This window comes from Acinetobacter lwoffii, from assembly GCF_015602705.1.
GTDB lineage: Bacteria > Pseudomonadota > Gammaproteobacteria > Pseudomonadales > Moraxellaceae > Acinetobacter > Acinetobacter lwoffii_E.
In genome coordinates this window covers 759,917-785,757 of sequence record NZ_CP059081.1, presented here as the reverse complement: position 1 = coordinate 785,757, position 25,841 = coordinate 759,917, and the positions used below count along the sequence as shown (strand labels likewise).

The following is a 25,841-nucleotide window of genomic DNA, read 5'->3' as shown; positions in this document are numbered from 1 at the left end:
TTATGAGCCTATGACTCATCGTATCAGGCATAAAAATTATGCAAAAAACTTCAAAATCATCTGAATAACAGTAGCATTGATTAAGTCAACGAAGAACGCACCACATAATGGAACAATCAGGAAGGCCTTATGCGACGCACCATACATATTGGTAATCGCCTGCATATTGGCAACCGCTGTTGGCGTTGCGCCCATACCGAAACCACAATGCCCTGCTGCAAGTACCGCAGCATCGTAGTTTTTACCCATGATGCGGAAAGTTACAAAACCGGCATACAAAGCCATGGTGATGGTCTGTGCACCCAGAATTACCATCAGTGGTCCTGCAAGGTCAGCCAATTGCCATAATTTCAATGATAACAATGCCATCGCCAAGTACAGCGACAATGAAGCATTACCGAACACATCAATCGCGCGATCGAAAATCTGAACTTTGAAAACACCTTCCAGTACATTACGCAGGATGACACCACCCGCCAATGCCCAGACAAATGTTGGCAGTTCAAATGCAGTACCTTTACTGAAACCCGTCATAAACTCTGCAAAAGCCAAACAGCCTGCAAATAGACCCAAGGTCGTGATTGCATTATCAGCGGTAATTAAACGCACCTGATGCGGATATTCAAACGGTACATATTCGCTGGTGGTGCTGTCCATTGGCGTATTGTCACGCGTTTCAATTTGCTGATCGGTACGCGCAGTCGCCAGGTTATAACGGTTGATCAGCAACTTGGCTAAAGGTCCGCCAATAATACCGCCGATAATCAATCCAAAAGTCGCACTGGCCATACCTAGTGCCAAAGCACCTTGAATACCATGTTCAACTTCAAAAATTTCCCCCCATGCACCCGCAGTACCATGACCACCGGTTAAGGTAACTGAGCCTGCAATCAGGCCAATCAACGGGTCAATACCCAATAATGTTGCCAGACTCATGCCGACCGCATTTTGCAAAATAATGAAAGCCGAAACAGCAAACAGGAAAATAACCAGACCGATCCCACCTTCACGCAACTTGGAAAAGTTGGCACTCAGACCAATCGAAGCAAAGAAAATCAGCATAAAGCTGGTTTGTAATTCTGCACTGGTGGTGATGCTATATCCCCACAATGAATGCACCAGCAATGAGATAATCGCCGCAACCAAACCGCCCGCAACCGGCTCAGGAATATTGTAACGTCTTAAAAAATCGATTTTATTAACCAGGAATCGGCCGAGTAACAAAACAATGACTGCGGCAATCAAGGTATAAAATGCGTTAAAAGTAAAATCCATAATTTTTTGCCCAAGATGATTTTGAATTTTTTATTGTTCTAAAAGTGAGGGAGTGCGCTAGATCTCTAGCTCGCTCATTAGATCTTTATCTGGAAATATCCTGATTTGATCTATCACCATTAGAAAAACAAACCGATTTATCATCTCTTTTAAACTTATGAATATCATCATCACGATCATATTCAACAAATGAGAGATTTATAAAAGCAACACCTTTTCTATTCCGACACTCAGTCTGTTTGAAAATTGCAGACATTTTTCTAACAGACGCGCATGCTGGTAAAAAAAACTGTGTTTTAAGCTCAAAAAAACATTCAGTGCTTGATGAGTGCTTTCAACCTAAAGACTTCATTCAAGCCATCTGGAATCGCGTTATTTAAAACAGATCTTAATCACAAAATGCATGAATTAAGATGAAAAGTCGTACATTATGCTGTTTCTTTGTATCAAGTTTTATTTCTTTTTATTAGCAATAGTTAATTTACCTATAAAAAATAATTATAAATTCTCATTTTTATATGAAGATTAATCTATATTTTAATTCAAAAAAAATATTAATCTTTTACTCAACACGTAATAAAACAGGCATCTTGAAATTAAATTATCTTGATTTTCAGTCAAAATAAACCAGTTCTCTGTGTGAAATTGTTATTGTTGAATGGTTCAAGCACTTGGGATTTAAGCTATTTTTTTCACTTAAAGACAATTTTCATAACAATATTTATTCTGATCATTTAGAGGACTAAACTCGTATTTTAGAAGGCCAAATAAGTACTCTTTGGCCATTTTTTGGATAAATCATTTTTATCATCCGGTAAACAATGAAATTTTCCTATCCTCCCTTCTGTTTGTTTAGTTTATAGTCATTGCAAACTCAATAAGGATATTCGACTGGACCCCATAATGGATCAAAATCTTGTTCATGCTATAGATCACACCATCACCTCTCGCCATTCAGTGCGTGCTTTTTTAAATACCCCCGTTAGTACAGACATCTTAAAAGAGATTTTGACGGTGGCCAGCCGCGCACCCTCAGGAACCAATACCCAACCCTGGAAAGTGTATGTGGTAACAGGTAAAAAGCGTGATGAACTCGTGCAGCAGGTTTGTCAGGCACAAATGCAAATCTATGCAAATCCGGAATTGTCGCAGCAGTATCAGGAAACTTTTGCCTATTATCCTGAACAATGGATCTCGCCATTTATTGAACGTCGTCGTGAAAATGGCTGGGGTTTATATGGCTTGCTGAATATTCAGAAAGGCGAAAAGGAAAAAATGGCGCGTCAGCAGCTGCGTAATTTTGAATTATTTGATGCGCCTGTCGGCCTGTTCTTTACCGTCCATCGTTCTTTGGCGATTGGTTCCAAAATGGATGTTTCCATGATGATCCAGAATGTCATGCTGGCAGCAAAAGCCCGCGGTCTGGACACCTGTCCGCAGGCTGCCTGGAATCATTTTCATCCGATCGTGCTTGATCTGGTCGGCGCACCTGATGATGAAGAGCTGGTCTGCGGTATGGCACTGGGTTATGCCGACCCAGTGCAGATTATTAACAGCTTTATTACCCCGCGCGTTCCCGTAGAGGAATTTGCCGTGTTTATCGATGAGTGATGCAAGCAGGGCTAAGCCAACTTGCTTAGCCCTCTGTTCGATCCAGCATTTTTAATATATTAGAGAACGCCCAGCATCTATGCATTTTGCAAGATTGGCATCTTTATTTTAAAAATCGCCCAAGCGGAAATACCGACAAAAACCAGCATGATCAAGGCCATATTCAACAAAGCATGCCAGATCAGAAAATTCAGTAATACACCGCCCAATAAACCACAGACAAATTGCATACTGCCCATAATCGCACTGGCAGTTCCTGCCCGCTCGCCCTGTTCAGCCATTGCCAAAGCCATGGCATTCGGACCAGTAAACCCGATAGATGCCACCACAATAAACATGCCTAACAACACCCAGAGCACAGAATCGACGTCCAGACAGCCCAGCAAGATTAACCCTAATACACCGGCAAACTGCAGGCAGGTGCCGATTTTCAGGCGCTGCAATATCGAGAATCGTCCAGCCAGACGTTTATTCAAGGTCGAAAACAGCATGATGCCGAAAGCATTGGCACCAAAGGCATAAGCAAACTGCTGCTCGGTCAGTTGATAACGATCCATCAGAATAGTCGAAGAAGCACTGATATAACAGAACATCACCGCACCGGAAAAACAGCCGGCATAGAGCGGGCGTCGAAAGCTGGGATCTTGAAAAATGCACCGGTACAAACTTATAACCTGTTGAAAGTTCAGCTTGAGACGGCGTTCTGGCTCCAGGGTTTCTTTAAATAGAAAATGTACACAGGCCAGACTCAACAGACCACAGCCCATCAGCACCAAAAAGATCATGTTCCATTCATAAAACATCAACACCCAGCCCCCCAGACTCGGGGCGATGATTGGCGCAATCGCAGTCACAATCATCATGCTGGCAAAGGCCTGAGCTGCTGAATGCATATCCAGACGATCGCGAATTGCAGCGCGTGCCATGACCACCCCGACACAGCCACCAAGAGCTTGCAGAATTCGTGCAGCGATCAGGCTCCATTCATCCTGCGCAAAGACACACAGCAAACTTGCCACAATGTATAAACACAGCCCAAAATACAGTGGCGGTTTACGTCCAATCCGGTCACTGATCGGACCATAAATCAGTTGCCCGATCGCCAGACCGAAGAAATAAGCCGGCAAGCTATTGGAAACCATTTGGGTACTGACACCAAAATCTGCTGCCATAGCCGGTAAGGCCGAAAGATACATATCAATGGATAAAGGCCCGAGTGCACTTAAGGTCGCCAGCAAAACAATCCAGGACATGGCATAAGGTTGTTGTACTATTTTATTCGATGTCATAAGCATGAAGATTTAAAGCGCTAATATGCAGACAAATTAACACAGTGCATAGTATGATTTAGCCTGAAATGAAGATTTATAAATATACTATTTTCATTAGCCTATTCAGATTCAGCTCTAAGACTGCAGTATAAAGGACGACCTTTGAAATCTTGGCTCACTCGTCTCAAGCAAACCACCTATAACACGACCTTGATGTATAACCTGCGCATGATGACGGCATTTGCAGGTACCGCCTTTGTTCCCTATTTTATGGGACAACAATTGATGACGATCCCATTGACTTTAGGGGTGGTCGCAGCCGGTTTAAGCGATATTGATGACCGCTTTTCGGTGCGGATTTTAAATCTGCTCTACACCTACATTGGCTTCTTTATTACGGCAGTAGGCGTATATCTGCTTTTTCCTTATCCCTTGCTGTTTGCCTTGGCCTTAATTGTGTCCTGTATTGCCCTGATTTTGCTGGGTTCACTAGGGCGACGCTATGCCACGATTTCCTACGGCTGTCTGGTGATTTCCGTTTATTCCATGCTTGGGGTGGAGCTGTTTGATGAATGGTATAAACAGGCTGGTTTATTGGTCATCGGCGCGATGTGGTACGGTCTGCTGTCGACCATCAGTTTCCTGACTTTCCCTGCCCGGCTGGCGCAAGACAAGCTTGCCATTTCCTATTCTGCGCTCGGTGACTTTTTATATGCCAAGTCCAATCTGTTTGATGTGGACATGACGCCGAAAAGCTATCAGCAGAGCATGATTGAACTCTCGCTTGAAAACGGCAAACTGATTGCGATTTTTAATGAAATGAAAACGGCTCTCCTGACCCGCCTGAAAGGCGACCGTGGGCAAAAAGATACCCGTCGCAGTCTGCAATATTATTTTGTCGCGCAGGATATTCATGAACGTGCCGATTCAGCGCATATTGATTATCAGAAACTGGCCAAGATTTTCCAGCATAGCGATATCCTGTTCCGCTTCCAGCGCATCATGTCAATTCAGGGCAAAGCCTGTAAGGACCTGAGTGAAAGTTTGCTGCTGCGCAAACCTTATGTGCATAACCAGCGCTTCAAGCATGCCTTTGATAACCTGAGACAGTCTCTGGATAAGTTACGTCAGGAGCAGCAGTATGATCAGGTCTGGATCAATTCCTTATTTGCGCTGTTTCAAAACCTGAAATCAATTGATGCCCAGTTACGCAACCTGGAAACCGAGCAGAATATCAAGTCCGAGCGTTTCAAACATATCGAGAACCAGCTTAGAGATGATGATCTGAAAGGCTGGGATGACATCAAGATTCGGATTAAGCAGCATCTGACCCCAGAATCGGTGCTGTTCCGGCATGCCATTCGCCTGTCGATTGTGCTGCTGATCAGCTATATTTTTGTACAGGTCAGCAATATTGAATATGGTTACTGGATTTTATTGACCGCACTCTTTGTCAGCCAGCCCAACTTTAACGCCACCAAACGGCGTTTACGTCTGCGTATTATCGGTACGTTGGTCGGTATTATCCTCGGTTATGCCATTTTATATTTTGTGCCGTCCATCGAAGGACAATTATTGCTTCTGGTACTGAGTGGGATTCTGTTCTTTGAATTGCGCAGTAAACAGTATGCACAGGCCACCGCCTTTATCACGATTTTAGCCCTGATCAACTTCAACCTGGACGGTATGGGCTATGCCGCGGCCATCCCGCGTATGATCGACACCTTGATTGGCTGTGCGATTGCCTGGTTCGGCGTCAGCTTTATTTTTCCAGACTGGAAGTTCCGACGTTTGCCGCGCAGTATCAAACGCAGCTTGCAGGCAGAAGCAGATTATTTGAGTGAAGTAATCGAGCAGTATAAATCGGGACGTAATAATGGCCTGAAATATCGGATTGTGCGCCGTGCGGCCCATAATACCGATGCCGAGGTGGCTTCACTGATTTCGACACTGGCCACTGAACCAGATATTGATCCGGTACAAAAATCACTAGCCTTTGAGTTCCTTTGTCTGAACCATACTTTTATCAGTTATATTGCCGCACTGGGTGCACACCGGGAAAAAATTGAAGATCAGGACATTCTGAATTTATTGGACAAAGCACTCGAGAACATTCGTGGTGCATTGTTACGAGATGAAATGCCCGATTTAAGTGCGCAAAATATGATTGCTCATATTCGACAGCGCCTGGCTCAAGATCAGGAGCAAGATCAGAAATCCCTGATCATTTTGCAGCAGCTGTCTTTAATGTTCAGTATTTTAAAGCAGTTGAGCCAACTGAAACAAAGTTTGAGCCATGAGCGTGATGAACAGGCAACTGAATTAGGTTCATTATAATTTGGCTGATTTTGGAACAATATACTCACTGAATTGGTACAATTAGTGCTAAACTTTTTACAGTTTAAAATCTGCTAATTTCATTATGACCGCGAAAAATTTATACGCTTATACCCTACAGCCTGTGAACTATGAAATTTCAGAAGCCGAGCAGCGTGATGCTCAGCTGGTGATCTGGCGTAGTACCAATAAAATTGGCATGAAAGCATGGCTGATCATGGGTGCTGTTGTTGCACTTTCTATTCTGGGCATTCTGCTCCTGAAGAACTATTCTACCGTGTTCTGCTGGGTGGCCATTGTCTGTGTGGTGTTGTATTACCTGATCCGTACCTTTGGTCTGGAATGGTATGTTAAACGCAAGATGAATGAATTTCCGGTACAGGAAATCAAAGGTGTTCGCCTGGGCGTGCAACCGCACGGCATCGTGATGCGCCAGAAAATGGGCATGCAGGAAGGTGTTGGCGCGATTAGCTGGAAAGACATTTATGAATGGTACAACACACCAGAATTCATGTTGGTCAATTTCAAAGTAAAAGGCCAGCAAGGTGCATATATCCTGCCGAAACGTCTAGACAGCAAAAACTTCTCTTTCGCCACGATTCGCAAGCATCTGGAAGCAGAAGTGGGCGCAGCAAAACAAATCTAACCTATTCTTTCTTCAGTGAAAAACCTCCTGCCTCGGCATGGAGGTTTTTTTATTCTCAAAACAATAAATGATAATGAGAATAAATATTATCCTCAACACCTATAATTCGGGCTTAAACTTCAGTTATAATTTTGCCACTTTTATAGATCTCACCCTTAATCTGACGACCATGTTTAAAAAGACATTTTTCCAAATCCACTGGTTTCTGGGGATTACAGCAGGTTTAATCCTCTCGATAATGGGGGTCACTGGCGCAATCTATTCCTATGAACAACAAATATTAAAATGGATGAATAGCGACAGTTATACGGTTCAGGTTCAGCAACGTGACAAACTCACGCCTGCCGAGCTGTATCAGCACTTTAACCGTTCTGCGCCTGACATGAAGATCAACAGCATTACCATAGCGCAAGATCCAAGTGCTTCGAGTACCGTAAATGTTGCCAAAGAAGGTGCACGGCGTGGTCAGAACATCATGATCAACCCGTATACTGCAGAAGTCTTGCCAGAGATTAAGGGTCGGGAATTTTTCCAGTTTGTTCAGCAACTGCATCGTAATTTGACGGTTGGTCCAGTAGGTAAGCAGATTACCGGTGCCTGTACCCTGATGCTGATCTTTTTTGTCTTGTCAGGTCTGTACCTGCGCTGGCCGAAACGTCATTCGATCAAGCAATGGTTCTTTGTAAAACCTCAGCTGAAAGGCCGTAATTTTATCTGGGATCTGCACGCTGTTGTGGGAACCTGGGTGGTGATTTTCTACCTGATTCTGGCCTGTACCGGTCTGTACTGGTCTTATGACTGGTGGCGCAACGGCATGTTTAAGGTGCTGGGTGTAGAGCGTCCGCAACCGGAAATGCAGGCCAATGCCGGCAATAACCGTGGTGAAGGACGTACAGGTGGCGAACGTGGCCCACGTGCTGAAGGTGAAGCACGAGGTGAAGGCCGTCAGGGTGGCGAACGCGGTGCTGGTCGTGAAGGCCGCGAAGGTCTCAGCCCTAAAGCTACTGTACGTGCGCTAGACCAAAGCTGGATTGGCTTTAACACTGAATTTTCAGATAAGTATTCTACTGTAACGTTTAACCTTCCGAAAAAACCGGATGGTGAAATGCAACTGAGCTTTGTCGATCCAATCGTTCAGCATGAACGTGCACGAAACAGTGCCACTTATAATTACCAGACAGCTGAATTTACCAAAGTTGAGCTGTATGAAGATAAAAAGCTCAATGAAAAGATCATGAGCAGCATGTTACCGGTGCATCGTGGCAGCTTCTTCGGCCCGATCTACCAGTTCTTTGTCATGGTCGCAGCCTTGTTGATGCCATTGTTCTTTGTGACAGGTTGGATGCTCTATCTGAAACGTCGCAAACAAAAACGCTTAACGCTGGAAGCACGTCAGGGTGCGACTGCAGTGAACGTCGATGAAAATGCCAAACCGTGGCTCATTGCTTATGCCTCACAAACAGGGGTTTCTGAGCAACTGGCTTGGCGTACAGCAACTGCCCTACAGGAAGCACGCCAACCGGTAACCGTCAAGCCGGTACAGCAACTGACGCTTGCCGATTTACAGCAAACCGAACAGGTATTATTTGTTGCCAGTACTTATGGCACGGGCGAAGCGCCGGATCTGGCTTCTTCTTTTGAGAAAAAAATCCTGTCTGCTCAAGCTGATCTCAGTCATTTAAGTTATGCTGTATTGGCCTTAGGTTCTCAGGAATATCCAGACAGCTATTGCAGTTTTGGTCACCGTATTGATCAGTGGCTAAAACAGAATGGTGCCCAGCAGCTATTCAATACAATTGAAGTCGACAATGCCAACAACGAGCATATCCAGCAATGGAATACTGCACTGGCACAAGTCACTCGACTTGAGCTACAAGCGATGAGTATCGATAAGACCTTTGATCACTGGAGTTTGAGTAAACGTGAAGTCCTCAATCCGGGTAGTCTGGGTGCGCCTGCTTTCAATATCGAACTGACCCCTGAGCATGAAGCCATCTGGCAAGCAGGTGATATTGCCGAGGTTCAGCCAGGGAATAGCCAAGAACGTATTGATGCATTTATACAAAAGCACCAAATTACAGCGGGTACACAAGTGCCTTCTGTGCAACAAAGTATTGAACAGGCGCTTTGGGATCGTGATCTGACTCAAACTGAACCTTTTGATTCTCTGGATCAACTTCTCACGCAATTACCAACTTTGGCAACACGTGAATACTCGATTGCCAGTATTCCAAGCCAGCAAGTTTTACGCTTGGTGGTACGTCAGCAGACAGATGCCGAGGGCAATCTTGGACTAGGTTCAGGCTGGCTGACCCAGCATGCGGCTCTCAATGCGCCAATTGCCCTACGTATTCGCAGCAATGACTCTTTCCACCTGATTGATGACAACCGTCCGATTATCTGTATTGGTAATGGTACTGGTATTGCGGGACTATTAAGTCTGCTCAGTGCGCGTAACCGTCAGGACTATAGCCAGAACTGGCTGATTTTCGGTGAACGTCAGCGTGAACATGACTTCTTCTTTGAAGAAACCATTCAGGCCTGGCTACAAATGGGAACACTGAAACGTCTCGATCTCGCATTCTCGCGCGACCAGCAGGAAAAAGTCTATGTACACCATAAACTGCGCGAACAGGCTGAAGAACTGAAAGCCTGGATTGCCCAAGGTGCGGTGATTTATGTCTGCGGTAGCATCAATGGTATGGCCAGCGATGTGGATCAGGCCCTGACCGAGATTCTCGGTGAAACAATGCTAGATCAATTACGTCTGGATGGACGTTATCGCCGTGATGTATATTAAGATAACCTGATATGCTAAAAACCGGGCTCAATGGCCCGGTTTTTATTGAAGATACAAAAGCAATAATAAGAATATGAATAAGAAAAAAGGGACCCTGGATGCTCAATCAACTTAAACGAAGTCTCAGCCTGATCTTTGGCTTGATCCTATGTATCAATAGCATCTGGTTACTGAGCCAAGGTCAGAGGCATTTTGCTATTGCCCTGTCGATCTTCATTGGGGTGGCACTCATCCTGTATACCTTGTTTTTTTCATCTATTCAGCGCTGGAAACAGAATTCCCGATTCAGAACCTTGTTCTGGAACAGTCTCTGGGGCGGATTTCTATTCTGGATAATCAGTGTTGCGGCTTTCTTCGCTTATATCCAGATGTCAATCAACCCGAATATTCCGGCACGACCTGCTGCAGCGATTTTAGTCTTAGGTAGTGGTATTAATCAGGGTCAGCCCTCACCTATCTTAAAAAATCGTCTGGATACCGCAGCAAAATATGCAGAACGATATCCAAATACTTTAATCATTATGACCGGTGGACGAAATTTCCGGGAGAGACAGAGCGAAGCTGAAGTCATGCAAAGTTATATCCATATGAACTATCCGCAGCTCAATAACCCCATGAGCCTAGAAGATCAAAGCAGAAGTACCCAACAGAACCTACAATATTCTCAGGCAATCTTAAAACAGCAGCATATTGATCGAAATGAGCCCATCGCGATTGTCACCAGCGATTTTCATAGCCCTCGTGCCCGTGCCATTGCCAGACATCAGGGCTACCATCAAGTAATTAGTCTGAGTGCCAGCACGCCCCAGAATGTTCGCTATACTTCATGGTTACGCGAATATTTTGCTTTGATTAGTGGCTGGCTACTGCATGAATATTCATTTTTCCAATAAACACGCTGTTTTAAAAACAATAAATTTAATTTAAACGGATCTGCCTAGGCAAAGGCATATCCGGATTTTTAAACAGTTCCGGTTTTTGCACATAAATCTGATACAGATAATTTTTGATATCAAGTAATAATTTTTCGGGTGCCACCAGAATATTCTGCCCTTCCGGGGTCAGATCAAGCGAAACAATGGTACTTTCCTGACGTAAAAAGGGAATGACTTTCTCTACAAAATCCTTGAGGCTAATTTCCTGAATCTCGTAATTTGCCCAATTGTCTTTAATCAGCAGTCGAGCCAGACCTTTACTTTGCCAGCAGGCAAATGCGCGCTGTCCAGTCGGTGTGGCACATAAGGCCCAGCCATCTTGGTAGAGTGCAAAAATGCCAGCATTGGAAACAATGGCTTCAATATATTGCTTATAAAGCTGTTGAGGATCGAAAGCAGTTTTTTGGGATTTGGTCGCGGCTTTGCGCTTATAGGGATTTCTCATGGTCGTGAAATCTTAATATTATTATAATAAAATTAGATTCTAAGGAATAAATAGAGTTGAAGCAAGAAGATATGGTGGGCGCTGACGGGATCGAACCGCCGACATTCTGCTTGTAAGGCAGACGCTCTACCAACTGAGCTAAGCGCCCTGAGAAAACAACAGTGTTGTTTTAAATGACGCAAGACCAACAAGGAATGTAGTCTTGGTATCTTGAAAGCTCAGATCTCAGAAATCCAAGCTTCTCATCTTAGGATGGCGCAGCGGACGGGGCTCGAACCCGCGACCCCCGGCGTGACAGGCCGGTATTCTAACCAACTGAACTACCGCTGCATCGTAAGAATCTGGTGGGCGCTGACGGGATCGAACCGCCGACATTCTGCTTGTAAGGCAGACGCTCTACCAACTGAGCTAAGCGCCCTGATAAAGAGTGTCAATCTTTAGTTTATTAAATTCAGGCTCAGGGACCTCAATTTAATTTCTTTTGAAATGGCGCAGCGGACGGGGCTCGAACCCGCGACCCCCGGCGTGACAGGCCGGTATTCTAACCAACTGAACTACCGCTGCATCGCAAAAGAATCTGGTGGGCGCTGACGGGATCGAACCGCCGACATTCTGCTTGTAAGGCAGACGCTCTACCAACTGAGCTAAGCGCCCTCAAAAGGTCTATCGTATAAATGGCGCAGCGGACGGGACTCGAACCCGCGACCCTCGGCGTGACAGGCCGATATTCTAACCAACTGAACTACCGCTGCATTTATACAATGTCGCTATTGTGGCAAACGAAAATCAAGATCTTAAAGTGGCGCAGCGGACGGGGCTCGAACCCGCGACCCCCGGCGTGACAGGCCGGTATTCTAACCAACTGAACTACCGCTGCAACTATAAGGTCTCAACATGAAAGAGCTTGGTGGGCGCTGACGGGATCGAACCGCCGACATTCTGCTTGTAAGGCAGACGCTCTACCAACTGAGCTAAGCGCCCTTTCTAAACGTCTATCATCGTTTGATGGGTGCATTATAGAGAATCTGCACAGCCTGTCAAACGCTTTTCGGAATGTTTTCCACTTTTTAGGTGTGAGTGATTAAAAAATAGGTTGTTTGTTAAAAAAAACAACACTTTTTGTTTATTTTTTAAGTCTCTACCGAAATTTTTTAATTTTCAAAATGAAAATTGAAGCGAAATTTTGTGTTTTACCCTGCGAAGTTTCAGTCTAACCACACGACATATTGCAATTCTGATTAAGGATTATACAAAGCTTTAAAATACTCGACGTTGTGTTCATGTAATCTTTCAACTGTCATTTATTTTTATTCAGAAAATGCCAGTAAATCTAAGCTTCAAATAATCATTTAACCCATTCCATGCGATAAAAATACCATCTGGATCAGATTAATCAATCTTTTCTGCTGTCTCCACCAAGCAGATTCAGTCCATAAAAACAAAACCATTTTCACATAATCTTAAAATCTAACTTTTATTCGCTTTTCGAAACATTCAGCCTGCCCAGATCTAATGCCTGTTCTGAAATATAGACCAGTGCATCTTCACTGATCAGGTCAAATAATTCAGCGACCTCCGGATTACGCATACGGATACAGCCGTGCGACAGCGGCTCTCCCATTTTTTCGGTTTCTGGGGTGCCATGAATATAGATATAACGCTGATAGGTATCGCAGCCCTCGCCTTGATTAAAACCCGCTTCAAGGCCACTCAGCCATAAAATGCGCGTCAGGATCCAGTCCCGCTGCGGGAATTCTGCCGCCAATTGGGGATTATAAATTTCACCCGTCGCCTGACGTGCGACAAATACACTATTTAAGGGAGCATTCTGACCAAACTTTTCAGCAATCTTGTGCCAGCCACGAGGAGTCTTGCCACTATTTTCAGTTTCACCAATGCCATTTTTGCCACTGGAAATCAGATATTGCTTGTTTAGACGGGGCAGATACAGTTTTTGTTGGGCAAGATCAATCAGGATATCGGCTTGATCCAGATGCAAGGTACTCATGACTTGTTATTCTCAGACTCTATTTTGTTTGGTTTTATAGGGTTTAATTTACTATCTACAGATTGCGGAGTTTGTAGATCTGTCTTTTCTGGATCGACTGTATTTTGCTGAATAATGATCTGATTCGGTTCAGGGCGTCGCCATAACCAGATCGCGACGATCAGCATCGTAATATTGGTAAAGGCTTTTACGGCCAAGGGTGCCGTGGTAAACAGCATGATGATCCCGCTGATCAGCATCATGATACTGGCCAGCCATTTGGCCTTACGCGGTACAGTACCATGTACGCGCCAATCTCTTAAGGTCGGGCCATATTTGGGATGATTCAATAACCAGTCATCCATTTGTGGCCAGCCTTTAGATGCCGCCCAAGCCGCCAGAATCAAAAAGACCGTTGTTGGCATACCCGGCAGGATTGCACCGATAAAGCCTAGGATCACAAACAGCACCACCAGACTTCGCCAAAACAACACTTTCATACATCAACCCTAGCCGCAGAATTCAGGTAGTATAAAGCGTTTTCCGATACTGTCCGTTGTATTTCTGCACTTTTCACAGGTTGTACTATGCCCTTTTCCAGTTTAAACCAAAATCTTGTAGAAGCATGGCAACGTTATCAACATCCTTTGGTGCGGCAACTGGCATTTGCTATCGGCAGTCCGAATATCCTGTCCCATGTTCCAGATGAACTTGAGCTCATACATCGTTTTGAGTTGCATTACAGCCAGACCTGGCAGCAACATCTTGACCATTATCATCCACGCTTGGAATTTCTTGATCAGCATCCAAAAGAATTAATCGAATTTGTGCAGCAACTAAAAAGCACGCGTTTAGGGCTGCGCTTTGAAATGCTGGTCTGGTTCTGGTTGCTCGATGATGTTTACCATCCCTATCGGTTGCTTGGTCATAGTCTGCAAAAAATTGAGGGTGCCAAGACCTTGGGTGAGCTGGATTTTCTGTTATTAAATACCGATACAGGACAGATTGAACATTGGGAAGTAGCACTGAAATATTATCTGGCCGAAGCCGATTTTAGCCTGCCGCATTGTTATGGCCTGAACCGCACCGATACTTTAATCAGAAAAATGAAGCATTTCACGCAAAAACAATTCCAGTTTGATGAGGCTTTGCAGCATCCCATTCAAAAACGTTTTTGCGTCCTCAAGGGACAGCTGTATTTGCCTACACATCATGCCGATCAGCCAATTCCCTCATGGATGAATATAGAACGGCGTCTGGGTTTATGGGGACAGTATATTCCTGCTGCACAGCACGGTTTTTATCGTCTGCAACGACATGAATGGATTTATCCGCAAGCCCGGCCGAGCAGTTCAGCTGCGATCTGGTGGACGGATGGACTTTATAAAAAACTCGATAGCAATGACTTTTATATGTATCGCAATCCGGTGCTGATCCAGCATCCATCGCATAAGCCCCTATAAAGCATTACATTTATTAACCGAAGCACTATGAAAACCACATATTTTTTAGGGCGTATATTTTCTACTCTAAGTCCCACATCATAATAATTTTATTATTGATTATACGGAGATGATGATGAAAAAAATTCTTGCTGCTTCATTAATGATGGCTTTTGTATTGACTGGCTGTAACACCGTAAAAGGCATGGGCAAAGATGTGTCTAAGGCTGGCGATGCGGTAACCAATACTGCTGAAAAAACCTCTGACGAAATCCGTCAAAACTAGTTTTTTCCTAAACGCTCACAGAACCCTATCTCAGATAGGGTTTTTTTATATCAGTCGTTCACATTCACGTCCATATTCGCCTATTATAGAACCGAAAAAATTTTCGACTGTTGAATACCGTATGAGCTCTTCCGCTACCCTCGATTTAAGCCTGCAACTATTACGTCAGCCTTCTGTCACACCGATTGATCATGACTGCCAGAACATCATGGCTGAACGCTTAAAGAAGATTGGTTTCAATATTGAATCCATGCGCTTTGAAGATGTAGATAATATCTGGGCACGCAAAGGCACAGAAGGTCCGGTCTTCTGTTTCGCTGGCCATACCGATGTCGTGCCAACAGGGAATCTGGATGCCTGGAACTCAGATCCTTTTTTACCAGAAATCCGTGAAGGCAAACTTTATGGTCGTGGCAGTGCCGACATGAAGACGGCTTTGGCAGCCATGGTAGTTGCAACAGAACGTTTTGTTGAAAAATATCCGAATCACAAAGGTTCGATTGCCTACCTGATTACTTCAGATGAAGAAGGTCCATCGATTAACGGCACGGTGAAAGTGATTGAAACACTGGAAGCGCGTAATGAGAAAATCACCTGGTGTCTGGTCGGTGAACCGTCTAGTACCAATACATTGGGTGATATAGTCAAAAATGGCCGTCGTGGTTCATTAAATGCCAACCTTACAGTCAAAGGCAAACAGGGTCATGTGGCTTATCCGCATCTGGCCGTGAATCCGATTCATACCGCTTCTAAAGCCATTGCCGAGCTGTGCGACACAGTCTGGGATCATGGCAACGAATATTTCCCGGCGACGACCTTCCAGATTTCCAATATCAATGCAGGTACAGGCGCAACCAATGTTGTTCCCGGCACCATGAACCTATTGTGCAACTGGCGTTATTCAACTGAAGTGACTGCCGAAGAACTTAAATCCCGTACACTGGAAATTCTGGATCGTCATGGTGTGGACTATGATGTTTCCTGGACTTTATCGGGCTTGCCTTTCCTGACGCCAGTTGGTGAACTGGTAAATGCAGCCAAAGATGCCATTCTGAATGTGACAGGGACTGAAACTGAACTCTCGACTTCGGGTGGCACCTCAGATGGTCGCTTCATTGCGCCTACCGGTGCACAGGTACTGGAACTTGGCGTATTGAATGCCACGATTCATCAGATCAATGAACATGTCGATATTGCAGATCTAGAGCCACTGGCTGAAATTTATGAGCAGATCTTGGTCAACTTACTTGGGAATTAAATAAATAGATGACGTAATAAAAAAGGAACTCCATGAAGTTCCTTTTTTATATTTTATAGTTTGAATTACAGCCCGATTGCAGCCTGAATATTCGTCATATTCGGAATATGGAACAGCTGTTCGTTCATGCGCACATATTGAAAGATGGCAGGATCATTCACCGGCTGATCGACATCGACCACTTCAGAAATACGGATCCGGATGGTTTTCGGCATTTCATTGCACATCAAGGCAAAGCGCTGAGTGATTTCATCACCCTCAATCACCAATGCCACCCCATTTTGACGTGAAGGATCATTCACTGCATAGACCGGCAATTGGGCTTCATGCCACTCCACTATCTTAACCTGGGTATTACTATCCAGTGCTGACAGGACAATGTTTTGTGGCAATAACATCGGATCTTTGCCATGACAATCAATAATATAGGCATCAATAAATCCGGTCGATACCGTAATCAGATGCTGAAGTTCCTGCTGGCTAATCTGATCAGCCATTTTATTGCTTGAATTGGTCTGACTCATATATTACCTCTGTTTTTCAGCAATCAGTTGCTGGATATTGGCCAACAGTTCCGCTTCCTGGAACGGTTTACCCATATAGTGCGTTACGCCTAAGCTGAATGCACGTTCACGATGCTTCTCACCGGTACGTGAGGTAATCATGATAATCGGCAAGTCACGGTGAATATCATGGTGACGAACCAGATTGGTCACTTCGAAACCGTCCATGCGCGGCATTTCGATATCCAGCAACATCAGATCCGGTCTGACGTTTTCAAGCTGCTCGATCGCATCTACGCCATCTTTGGCAGTGACAATATCATAGCCTTGACGTTCAAGCAGACGCGACGTCACTTTACGTACAGTCACCGAGTCATCGACAATCATCACCAGACGACGTGCATTTGAATTACGCGAACCATCACGCTGATCATTCAGCTGTTTGACACGCTGTGTCGCCTGAATCTGGCGGGCAACATTCTGTCCATCGAGAATCAGACAGACCTGACCATCACCCAGAATCGTGGCACCGGCCACTACCCCGACGTTGGCAAACTGCTGTCCAATCGGTTTTACTACAATCTGCGCTCGTGAACCGACCAGCTGATCGACCAGCAAGGCAATGGTTTGACCACTATTACCTTTAATCAACAGCACCGGCAATGAATGACCAACATTATTCAGACGTGGAATCGGCTGGTTGCCAACAAACTCAGACAGATAACGCAGCTTATAGTTTGCGCCATCGATCTTGAAATAGTCATCTTTACTGTTGAAATAGCTTTCCAATGTGGTCGGTGCAATACGCACGATTCGGTCAATCTGCGCCAGAGAAATCGCATATTGCTGATCGCCCACTTTCACCATCAAGGCATCGCTGACCGCTACGGTCGTCGGTACGCGAATCGTAAAGACCGTACCCTTGCCCAGTTCCGAGCTCACTGACACATGGCCGCCCAGTGATTTGATCTCGCTTTGTACCACATCCAGACCGACACCACGACCAGAAATCTGGGTCACTGCTTTCGCGGTACTGAAACCAGGATGGAAGATAAATTGCAGGATTTCTTCCTGATCAATGACTTGATCCGCTTTGATTAGATCCAGACTCAGCGCTTTTTCACGAATCTTCTCTGCATCAATCCCCTTACCATCATCACTAAAGGATACAATTACATCGGTTCCCTGGCGGCTGATGTTCAAGACAATCGAACCGACTTCCGGCTTGTTCAGGGCGATACGATCTGCAATATCTTCCAGACCATGGTCAATCGCATTACGCAGCATGTGCTCAAATGGTGTAACCAGACGCTCGAGAATGTTACGGTCCAGTTCACCTTCGGTATTCTGTACGATCAGTTCTGCAGGACGGTTCAAGGTCGTCGAAGTTTGACGCACGATACGCTGTAAACGCGGCAACATCCGATCAAATGGAACCAGACGGGTACGCATCAGGCTTTCCTGAATTTCCGCCTGAATACGGGATTGTTGCAATAACAGACCTTCAGTTTCGCGAATCTTGTCGGCCAGTGTACTCTTGAAGTCGACCAAATCTGATGCAGATTCTGCCAGTGATTTAGACAGCTGGTTGAGCGACGAATATTGGTCCATTTCCAGCGGGTCAAAGTCGGCATAGCGCGAGTTCTCTGAACCATGTTTGGCAATAATCTGTGATTCCAGCTCGCCTTCCATTCGACGTAACTGATCGGCAAGACGTTTGATCGCCAATTCCATCTCGTTCAAGGTATTGCCTAGCTGACCCAGGTCCATCTCGATACGCGAACGGTTAATCGAGTTCTCACCGGACAGGTCAATCATCTTCTCGACCAGATCAGCAGAGATACGGATCATCTCGTTATTACTATCGCTGGTACCGCTATTCGCCCACTCACCCATCATCTGTGGCGGCTCAGTACCATCACCTTCAACAAAGCCGAAGTCGGTACTGACCACCAGATTATCTGTTTTCGCCAGACGCTCAGGCAACTGTGCAGTAACGTCCACATAAGCAATCTTTTTCAGACTACTGTGCAGCGGCTCAAAACCGTTATAGTCACGCTGGAAAATCGCCTGTCTCAACCAGACCAGCGTTTTCTGCAGTAATCCATCATAAGCATTCGAGTTAAATTGGTAGACCGCAAACTGTTCGAAAGTCGTTTCCAGCTCATAGGCAATACTGGCCACTTCTTCAACATCTACCATACGTGCGCCACCCTTGATACTATGGGCAGCACGCTGTAATTGCAGCAATAAACTACGGTCACTACGCTGATCAAACCATTGACTGAGGAGCTTCTCGGCATTCGCCAGAATCTCTTCGGATTCTTCGAGGAAAGATTCTTCAACAATGGATTTCAGCTCGTCTTCTTCAGAACGTTCTACTGGTGTGTCTTCAGTAGCTTCAGGAGATTCCAAGATTTCCAGTAATTCTTCAGCTTCGGCCAGATCAGTTGCAGGCTGTTCAGTCGTTGCTGAGTCTTCAAGTTGCGGTTCAGGAATTGATGTCGCTTGGACCTCTGCAACTTCAACTACAGCACCCGTACTTTCAACAGCAGCAACAGCTTGTCCAGACACCAGCACCTGAATATTTTGCAGAATCGCAATCGCTTCTGGTGCAGGATAATCAATACCGTCTTCCCGAATGGATTGAATACGATCGGAAACGTTATCCTGAACCAGACGAATAATCTGGATTAAAGCAGGTGTCACGGCAATTTGCTGACGGATCACCCGCTCATAAATACTTTCCAGTTCATGTGCAATCAAACCGATATGCAAAGCTGCAATCATGTTTGCACCACCTTTTAAGGTATGCAAATGACGCATCAGATTGTTCAGTGAGGTTGTATCATCCTGTTTTTTACTCCAGGTATTCAGATCTTCATCAATCCCTGCCAGCAATTCATCCGCTTCTTCCAGGAAGATACTTAGTAATTCTTCATCAAAATCACGGTTGGTTTCAGTACTTTGCTGCTGTTGACGATCCGCAGCGATACGTTGGCTCAAACCAGCAAAATCCACACTACCAGTCGCGACAGTTTCAGCCACCTGTGTGGCCTCTGAGCTTAGCTCAACATTCTGATTGCTAGTATCTTCAGCAAATATCTCGAGATCCTGCTGCACAAATGCAGACAGTTCACTGAGTATTTTTTGAATCTCATCATTCAGAATGACGCGCTGTCCTGCGGCCAAGGTATCAAATAAATGAATAAATTCCTGATGCGCCTGTGCGAACAGTTCATAAGCATAATCGCTGTTTAGCAGCACTGGCTTTTCAAGCAGCGCATCATAAGCCAATTTCAGATCGGCAGTGAATTCATGAATTCCCTGCGCTGCCCGGCTTTCTGTATGTGCCAGCAATTCTGCAGCCTGCTGGCTGAGTGCCTGAATATATTCCGGATAATCGACTTGGGCGCGTTTATCAAATTCAAACTCGGCATCCAATAACAGATCAATATCCAGCTCAACCAGTTTGGACACCAAGCCTTGCGTCTGAATGCTATTGGTTTCAGTAACTGCAAAGCCATAATCATGCCAGACACGCTCAAAGGTGGCATATACTGCATCCAGTTTTGCAGTATTGCCCTGACGTAACAAATGCAGATAGTCACTGACAAACTCGGCATACTGAATCAGTAAAGCAGTTTCTTTTGAGGTTGAGACAATTTCATCTTGTAGCAAGGTTTTGAACAGATGCTCTACTTTAGAACTGGCCTCAAAAATCTGATCAATCTGCGCCATGGATGAACTGCCGCGCAAGGTATGAATCGCACGAATCAGCGCATTATAATCTTGTGATTTTTCATCTTCAGTGCGAAGGAAAGTGGCAATCGTTTCCAGATGTTCTTCTGCTTCTTCAATAAAGATCGCCACAGTTTCTTCGATATCACTGCGAACCGGTACTTCTACTGGCGCTATTGTTAGCTCAGCTTCACTTGGCTCATTGTCTGCAAGCTCAAGACCTGTCATCTGACCTTCAGCAGTCAAATGATCTGCCAATGCCAGTAATTCTTCCAATGCAGGTTCAGGCGAAATTTGTCGTTGTAATTGTTGTCCCAACAGCACCATTGGACGCAGATCGAGATCTAATTGCTGTACATGTTTGAATTTTTGATATAAAGCATATTGATAGACATTCAGTACCGCTTGGGCAAATTTCTGTACCGTCGGTGTTAGCTGAATCGAACCGGACAAAACCCGGTTTAAGGTATCTTCAACCGCCCAGGCCATTTCCCCTGCCGATTTTGCCCCGACCATGCGGCCTGAACCTTTCAGGGTGTGAAAATGGCGGCGAATGGTCTTCAGATTTTCTTGATGATCTGGATTGCTCAACCATTCTGGAAATAAAGCATTTAACTCAACGAAGATCTCTTCGATTTCCTCAACAAAAATTTCAAGAATTTCTGCATCTTGGTCAAGATAACTATCTTCAGGAAGCGTTGTCGTTTCAACTAAATTTTTTAATATTTCTTTCATAGCTCATGCTTCTTACGTTATGCCGCCAAGAAGGGCGCTCAAACTTAATTGTGACCGTCACGCGATACCTAACGTATGAAGTTAAGTACATCTTGTCGAGGCTTTATCTGTATTTTCTGAATGTGTCTCAACCGCGGTCAAGACACATTTCCCCATCATGTCTGACTTTATTCTGGTAGTTTAAAGTCAGATACAGATTCACGTAATGCATCGGCCATGTTTGCCAGTTCAGATACTGAACGTGCTGTATCGAAGGTTGCACTGGTGGTTTGTGAGGTAATTTCCTGTACGACATTCATCGTGGTCGCAATATGACCTGCAGATGCTGACTGCAGTTTCGCAGCATCAGAAATGTTCGCAATCAGTTTCGCAAGGTTGTTCGATACTGTTTGAATCTCATCTAGTGCTACACCGGCATCTTTAGACAAGTTCGCACCACGTACAACTTCCGATGTAGTTTGTTCCATCGAAATAACGGCTTCGTTCGTATCCGTTTGAATGGTTTTTACCAGGCCTTCAATCTGCTTCGTTGCAGAAGCTGAACGTTCCGCAAGACGCTGTACTTCATCGGCTACGACCGCGAAACCACGACCTGCTTCACCGGCCATCGATGCCTGAATTGCTGCGTTTAATGCCAGGATGTTCGTCTGGTCAGCAATATCGTTAATCAAGGCTACGATGTTACCAATTTCCTGAGAAGATTCACCCAAACGTTTAATACGTTTTGAAGTTTCCTGAATCTGTTCACGAATCGTGTCCATACCCTCAATCGAGCGATGTACGACATCCGCACCGTTTGCAGCAATTTGTACTGAACGTTCTGCTACCACCGCTGATTCATCGGCGTTGGCAGATACCTGGTCAATCGACAATGCCATTTCGTTAATCGCTGCAGAAGCACCGGCAATTTCTTGTGCCTGATGCTCAGATGCTTCAGCTAACTGGTTGGTAATGCTTTGTGTAGTTGCAGTATATTGCGCAACTTCTTGAGAAGTTTCAGTAATACGCGATACCAGATCACGTAACTGGTCGATCGCAAAGTTAATCGAGTCGGCAATCGCACCGGTAAAGTCTTCAGATACGGTTGCATATGAACGCAAGTCACCATCTGCAAGATCGGCGATCTCATCCAGTAAACGTAAAATCGCATTCTGGTTACGGTCATATTCTTCTTGTAAACGGCCTACACGCTGCTTATCTGACAAGCCACGCAGAGAAAGTAACTTGAATACACACAGCAAGAAACCGACTAATAATGCAATCAGCAGGACAGCTGGAACTACCGTTTTAAGACCTGAGTTACCTGATAATTTATTCAGGTTGTCTAAAAGCACATCAGACTGGGAAAAAATTGATGCAGCGGCCTGACGAACTTTGACGATCTGTGCAGAGTTTTTAAGAATAATTGCTGATGCAGATTCGAGTACGTCATCATATTCAGCCTTGATGCCTTCCAGAGATTCACGCAGGGTTGGATCATCAATACGCTGTACACCCAGTTCAGCAGAACCATTTAACTGAGCGTTTAAATATGAGCCGAAAGTTTCGGTATCGGCACTGAAGTCATCTGCAGATTCACGTGAACCATCAGTACCCGTCAGTACCAGACTGATCGAACGCAAGATACGTTCCGCAATAAATACCTGGTTTTTGGCAATAACAACCTGGTTCGACGGCATGTCTTGACGTGCCATCTGGTCAACCATCAAGTTATATTCAGCCTGAATCCCCGGAATTGCCTCACCAATCGCGATGTTGGTGTCGTATAACTGGTTAATAATCTTTTGTTGCGAGGTAATCAGATCAATACTGCTGGAAACTTCTGTCCACTGTTTATCAACCGCCTGCAACGCATCATTATTGGAGTGAATACTTTTAACTGTCTCAAGATTTTCAGCAAAGGCTTTTTGCGAGTCAGTCAGGTTTTTCATAGCTTCTGGCGTACCTGAAGCGGTCGCCTCAGTCGCCTGGCGCGAAATGGTTTGCGAGAGGAGACGCAGGTCACCCAGACTCTGAGTGAGTTCGTTGGTACGTGGTACACTATAAAAAAGATACAATAAAGTGATCAGTGCGGCTAAAAGACAGCCTGCTGCTCCATAGATCAGCGGTTTTGATTTCTCACTATCACCGAAGACACGTGATAACTGATCTATTTGCGTTTGAATCTTAGCTAAAAAAGCATTACCGCCCTTGCGGCCAGTGCTCTCACCTGTATTTTTCTTTTTAAGTTTAAAGCCCATGCAGCCTCTCCCCGGTTGACGCCTTGCTTACTTTCGAGCGCGACATTTAATTTATAAATTTTATAGATGCGTTCATAAATTTTGGATTTTGCAACAGACGACTGAATAAAAACACATGCCACTGCTGGTTGTGCTGATGGAAAAACCCCTGACAATATTCTTGTAAGTTTTTATCCAATTCAGATTTCTTCGAAAAGAAACTTTTCTTATTGAAATGTTGTATACCCAAAACTTGATCTACGACCAAACCCACATACTGGTCATTATGGTTGATGCATAATACTTTTTGAGTCGGTGAAAATTTGCTGCTTTGCCCTGATACATATTGCGTCAGATCAGAAACAGACAACAGTCTTCCCCGGATATTCGCCAAACCCAATACCCAGGCTTGTGTCTTGGGTACCGGCGTATATTTTGGGGGATAAATCACTTCTGATACTTCCCCCAGCGGAGCAACAAAATATTGCCCCATCATCTCAAAAGCAATGCCCGACCATCGGTTAACTTCATTGCCATTGGAAACGTAGTTTTTATTTCCACGTTTCGCAATGCGAAGCAATTCGATAAATCCATTTGCTGCCATAGAGCTTATCCTGCATTGAGGTGCTGCTTAATTACATCTATTAATTGTTTTTCATCGACTGGTTTTGTTAGATAGTCCGCTGCGCCTTGACGCTTGCCCCATACGCGGTCAGTAGCCTGATCCTTGGTACTCACAATCACGATTGGAATGTGTTTGGTTGTTGCCCCACGTGCAATCTGGCGGGTCGCCTGAAATCCATTCACGCCCGGCATCACTACATCCATCAGAACCAGATCCGGCAGTTCTGCCTGTGCCATGGTGACCCCATCTGCCCCATTAGCTGCTTCAATCACATCAAAGCCATGTTTAGAAAGAATCTCTCTAAAGCGAAAAGTTTCTGTCGGTGAGTCATCCACAATTAGGATACGTGCCATGCCAATTCCCCAAAAAAATCAAATATATTAAGCACTAATATGGTTACGGATTGCAGTTAGCAATTCATCTTTACTAAAAGGTTTGGTCAGGTATTCATCGGAACCCACGACACGACCTTTGGCCTGATCAAATAAGCCATCTTTACTTGATAGCATAATCACAGGAATATTCTGGTAATTCTGAGAGTTTTTGATTAAGGCGCAGGTCTGATAACCATCTAGGCGCGGCATCATAATATCTACAAAAACGATATCTGGATTTGCTTCGGCAATTTTTGATAAAGCCTCAAAACCATCTACCGCAGTAATGACTTCATAACCTTCACGCTGAAGAAGAGTTTCTGCAGTACGACGAATGGTCTTTGAGTCATCAATAACCATAATTTTTAGATTTTGGAATTTATCGTCCATTTGTTTAACCCTTCCCATTTTAGAAACTATATGCCATAAGGCTCATAGGATTATTTTATTACGATCGATAAACATTTTTAACATAAAGTCACTTGTATTATCAATGAACATTTTCTACACAAGTAGACAAAATCATTTATTTTTAATAACAGCTTCACATTTTCTTATCGTTATTGGTTTTTTTTTGACTAACGGTAGTTTTTTATTGATAAATTTAAGTCTAATATAACAAAATTATTACTTTAAAATAAGTAATTTAGTCAACTTTAAATTCGGGGAGCCAATGATGAGTCAGTTTTTAAGAAAACTTGCTGTCATTGATAAAAATAAAATGACTGGTCAATTCATTGTTGTTGCGCTGCTATTGTTACAGGTGAGCTTAACGTGTGCGAGTAGTAACCAACTCCCACAAAAAGCCACCTGGTATCGTTATTATGACAGCAAAGGTGTGGCCAATATCAGTACTAACGTCACACCCAATCATATCCGTTATGGCTATGAAGCACTTGACCAGAATATGCAGGTCATTAAACGTGCGCGTCCTTATAATGCCGAAGCGGATATCAGACAGGCGCCACAGCGTGCTCAACAGGCTAAGCGGATTGCCGAAGATCATAAACTCAAGCGTGCTTATAGCAATAGCCAGACCGCTTTACAGAAAAAAAACGATAGCTTGGTCCAGTTAAAAAAACAGATTGATTTTCAGCAAGAACAAATGAAGCAACTGCAAAAAGATCGGGTCATGTTCGTACGTCAGGAACGTGAATATTTACGTAAAGGTAAAACCACACCGGCACATCTAAAAACCATGCTAGACAACAACCAGAAAAATCTCGTTTCCCAAAAAGAAAATATTCAGTCTTTACAAAGTCGCTATCGAAATCTGGAAGCAGAATACGACAAAATTATCGCCCGTTTAAAAGCACTTGAATAAATACAAATAGCTAGCCGTGGTTTTGAT

Annotated in this window: 19 protein-coding genes, 8 tRNA genes and 1 pseudogene; 9 read left to right on the top strand and 19 right to left on the bottom strand. The window is 44.4% G+C overall.

Annotated features, from left to right (window positions below; all coding sequences use genetic code 11):
- Nucleotides 1–36: 36 nt before the first annotated feature.
- Nucleotides 37–1,275 carry a sodium/glutamate symporter gene (gene gltS / locus H0S56_RS03700; protein ID WP_004731964.1) on the bottom strand — a complete coding sequence of 413 codons (1,239 nt, stop codon included), beginning with the start codon at nt 1,273–1,275 and terminating at the stop codon, nt 37–39.
- Nucleotides 1,276–2,178: 903 nt separating this feature from the next.
- Here gltS and H0S56_RS03695 point away from each other — a divergent pair.
- Nucleotides 2,179–2,886, top strand: a complete 708-nt coding sequence (locus H0S56_RS03695; protein ID WP_195725687.1) for a nitroreductase — start codon at nt 2,179–2,181, stop codon at nt 2,884–2,886.
- 77 nt (nt 2,887–2,963) lie between these two features.
- Here the strand turns inward: H0S56_RS03695 and H0S56_RS03690 are convergent, their stop codons facing one another.
- Nucleotides 2,964–4,181 (bottom strand): multidrug effflux MFS transporter, encoded by a 1,218-nt coding sequence (locus tag H0S56_RS03690; RefSeq protein WP_195725686.1) that lies wholly within the window; start codon nt 4,179–4,181, stop codon nt 2,964–2,966.
- Between the two features lie 138 nt (nt 4,182–4,319).
- On the opposite strand from H0S56_RS03690, the gene yccS reads away from it, so the two are divergent.
- The 4 genes from yccS (at nt 4,320) to H0S56_RS03670 (ending at nt 10,833) form a co-directional block, all read left to right on the top strand.
- Nucleotides 4,320–6,494 (top strand): YccS family putative transporter, encoded by a 2,175-nt coding sequence (yccS, locus tag H0S56_RS03685; RefSeq protein ID WP_195725685.1) that lies wholly within the window; start codon nt 4,320–4,322, stop codon nt 6,492–6,494.
- 85 nt (nt 6,495–6,579) lie between these two features.
- Nucleotides 6,580–7,140 carry a YcxB family protein gene (locus tag H0S56_RS03680; RefSeq protein WP_195725684.1) on the top strand — a complete coding sequence of 187 codons (561 nt, stop codon included), beginning with the start codon at nt 6,580–6,582 and terminating at the stop codon, nt 7,138–7,140.
- 169 nt (nt 7,141–7,309) lie between these two features.
- Nucleotides 7,310–9,940 carry a PepSY domain-containing protein gene (locus tag H0S56_RS03675; protein WP_195725683.1) on the top strand — a complete coding sequence of 877 codons (2,631 nt, stop codon included), beginning with the start codon at nt 7,310–7,312 and terminating at the stop codon, nt 9,938–9,940.
- 98 nt (nt 9,941–10,038) lie between these two features.
- Nucleotides 10,039–10,833: a YdcF family protein gene (locus H0S56_RS03670; RefSeq protein ID WP_195725682.1), complete on the top strand. Its 795-nt coding sequence runs from the start codon at nt 10,039–10,041 to the stop codon at nt 10,831–10,833.
- Nucleotides 10,834–10,858: 25 nt separating this feature from the next.
- Here H0S56_RS03670 and H0S56_RS03665 read toward each other — a convergent pair whose 3' ends face one another.
- The 11 genes and pseudogenes from H0S56_RS03665 to H0S56_RS03615 all read right to left on the bottom strand — a co-directional run.
- Complete coding sequence (locus tag H0S56_RS03665; RefSeq protein WP_195725681.1) at nt 10,859–11,320, bottom strand: DUF2750 domain-containing protein; 462 nt, start codon at nt 11,318–11,320, stop codon at nt 10,859–10,861.
- 72 nt (nt 11,321–11,392) lie between these two features.
- A tRNA-Val gene (locus H0S56_RS03660) sits at nt 11,393–11,468 on the bottom strand.
- Between the two features lie 105 nt (nt 11,469–11,573).
- Nucleotides 11,574–11,650, bottom strand: a tRNA-Asp gene (locus H0S56_RS03655).
- A 12-nt stretch (nt 11,651–11,662) separates the two neighbouring features.
- Nucleotides 11,663–11,738: transfer RNA gene (locus H0S56_RS03650), tRNA-Val, on the bottom strand.
- A 69-nt stretch (nt 11,739–11,807) separates the two neighbouring features.
- A tRNA-Asp gene (locus tag H0S56_RS03645) sits at nt 11,808–11,884 on the bottom strand.
- A 14-nt stretch (nt 11,885–11,898) separates the two neighbouring features.
- Nucleotides 11,899–11,974: transfer RNA gene (locus H0S56_RS03640), tRNA-Val, on the bottom strand.
- 21 nt (nt 11,975–11,995) lie between these two features.
- Nucleotides 11,996–12,072, bottom strand: a tRNA-Asp gene (locus H0S56_RS03635).
- 48 nt (nt 12,073–12,120) lie between these two features.
- Nucleotides 12,121–12,197 (bottom strand) — tRNA-Asp (locus H0S56_RS03630).
- Between the two features lie 28 nt (nt 12,198–12,225).
- A tRNA-Val gene (locus H0S56_RS03625) sits at nt 12,226–12,301 on the bottom strand.
- A gap of 493 nt (nt 12,302–12,794) precedes the next feature.
- Nucleotides 12,795–13,328, bottom strand: coding sequence for a cell wall-recycling L,D-carboxypeptidase ElsL (gene elsL / locus H0S56_RS03620; protein ID WP_195725680.1), 534 nt, complete (start codon nt 13,326–13,328; stop codon nt 12,795–12,797).
- 125 nt (nt 13,329–13,453) lie between these two features.
- Nucleotides 13,454–13,807: pseudogene (locus H0S56_RS03615) on the bottom strand (YbaN family protein); the annotation flags it as partial.
- An 87-nt stretch (nt 13,808–13,894) separates the two neighbouring features.
- Between H0S56_RS03615 and H0S56_RS03610 the strand changes: the two are divergent.
- From H0S56_RS03610 to dapE, 3 genes are all read left to right on the top strand, one after another.
- The gene (locus tag H0S56_RS03610; RefSeq protein ID WP_195725679.1) at nt 13,895–14,770 is read left to right on the top strand and encodes a DUF1853 family protein; all 876 of its coding nucleotides are present in this window, start codon (nt 13,895–13,897) and stop codon (nt 14,768–14,770) included.
- 112 nt (nt 14,771–14,882) lie between these two features.
- A complete protein-coding gene (locus H0S56_RS03605) occupies nt 14,883–15,035 on the top strand; it encodes an entericidin A/B family lipoprotein (protein ID WP_004280704.1) in 153 nt (50 codons plus the stop codon).
- Between the two features lie 121 nt (nt 15,036–15,156).
- The gene (gene dapE, locus H0S56_RS03600) at nt 15,157–16,293 is read left to right on the top strand and encodes a succinyl-diaminopimelate desuccinylase (protein WP_195725678.1); all 1,137 of its coding nucleotides are present in this window, start codon (nt 15,157–15,159) and stop codon (nt 16,291–16,293) included.
- Between the two features lie 65 nt (nt 16,294–16,358).
- Here the strand turns inward: dapE and H0S56_RS03595 are convergent, their stop codons facing one another.
- The 6 genes from H0S56_RS03595 to pilG all read right to left on the bottom strand — a co-directional run bounded on the left by H0S56_RS03595 (nt 16,359) and on the right by pilG (nt 24,880).
- Nucleotides 16,359–16,817: a hypothetical protein gene (locus tag H0S56_RS03595; protein WP_180180481.1), complete on the bottom strand. Its 459-nt coding sequence runs from the start codon at nt 16,815–16,817 to the stop codon at nt 16,359–16,361.
- Nucleotides 16,818–16,820: 3 nt separating this feature from the next.
- Nucleotides 16,821–21,272, bottom strand: a complete 4,452-nt coding sequence (locus H0S56_RS03590; protein ID WP_195725677.1) for an Hpt domain-containing protein — start codon at nt 21,270–21,272, stop codon at nt 16,821–16,823.
- A gap of 167 nt (nt 21,273–21,439) precedes the next feature.
- Nucleotides 21,440–23,512 (bottom strand): methyl-accepting chemotaxis protein, encoded by a 2,073-nt coding sequence (locus tag H0S56_RS03585; RefSeq protein ID WP_195725676.1) that lies wholly within the window; start codon nt 23,510–23,512, stop codon nt 21,440–21,442.
- A 46-nt stretch (nt 23,513–23,558) separates the two neighbouring features.
- On the bottom strand, nt 23,559–24,095 hold the full coding sequence (locus tag H0S56_RS03580; protein WP_064096412.1) for a chemotaxis protein CheW: 537 nt from the start codon (nt 24,093–24,095) through the stop codon (nt 23,559–23,561).
- Nucleotides 24,096–24,100: 5 nt separating this feature from the next.
- A complete protein-coding gene (locus H0S56_RS03575; protein ID WP_064096413.1) occupies nt 24,101–24,469 on the bottom strand; it encodes a response regulator in 369 nt (122 codons plus the stop codon).
- Nucleotides 24,470–24,496: 27 nt separating this feature from the next.
- Nucleotides 24,497–24,880, bottom strand: a complete 384-nt coding sequence (gene pilG / locus H0S56_RS03570) for a twitching motility response regulator PilG (protein WP_064096414.1) — start codon at nt 24,878–24,880, stop codon at nt 24,497–24,499.
- Nucleotides 24,881–25,166: 286 nt separating this feature from the next.
- Here pilG and H0S56_RS03565 point away from each other — a divergent pair, with 286 nt between their 5' ends.
- Entirely contained in the window at nt 25,167–25,814 is a 648-nt protein-coding gene (locus H0S56_RS03565) for a hypothetical protein (protein WP_191112538.1), read from the top strand.
- The last annotated feature ends 27 nt before the right edge of the window (nt 25,815–25,841 follow it).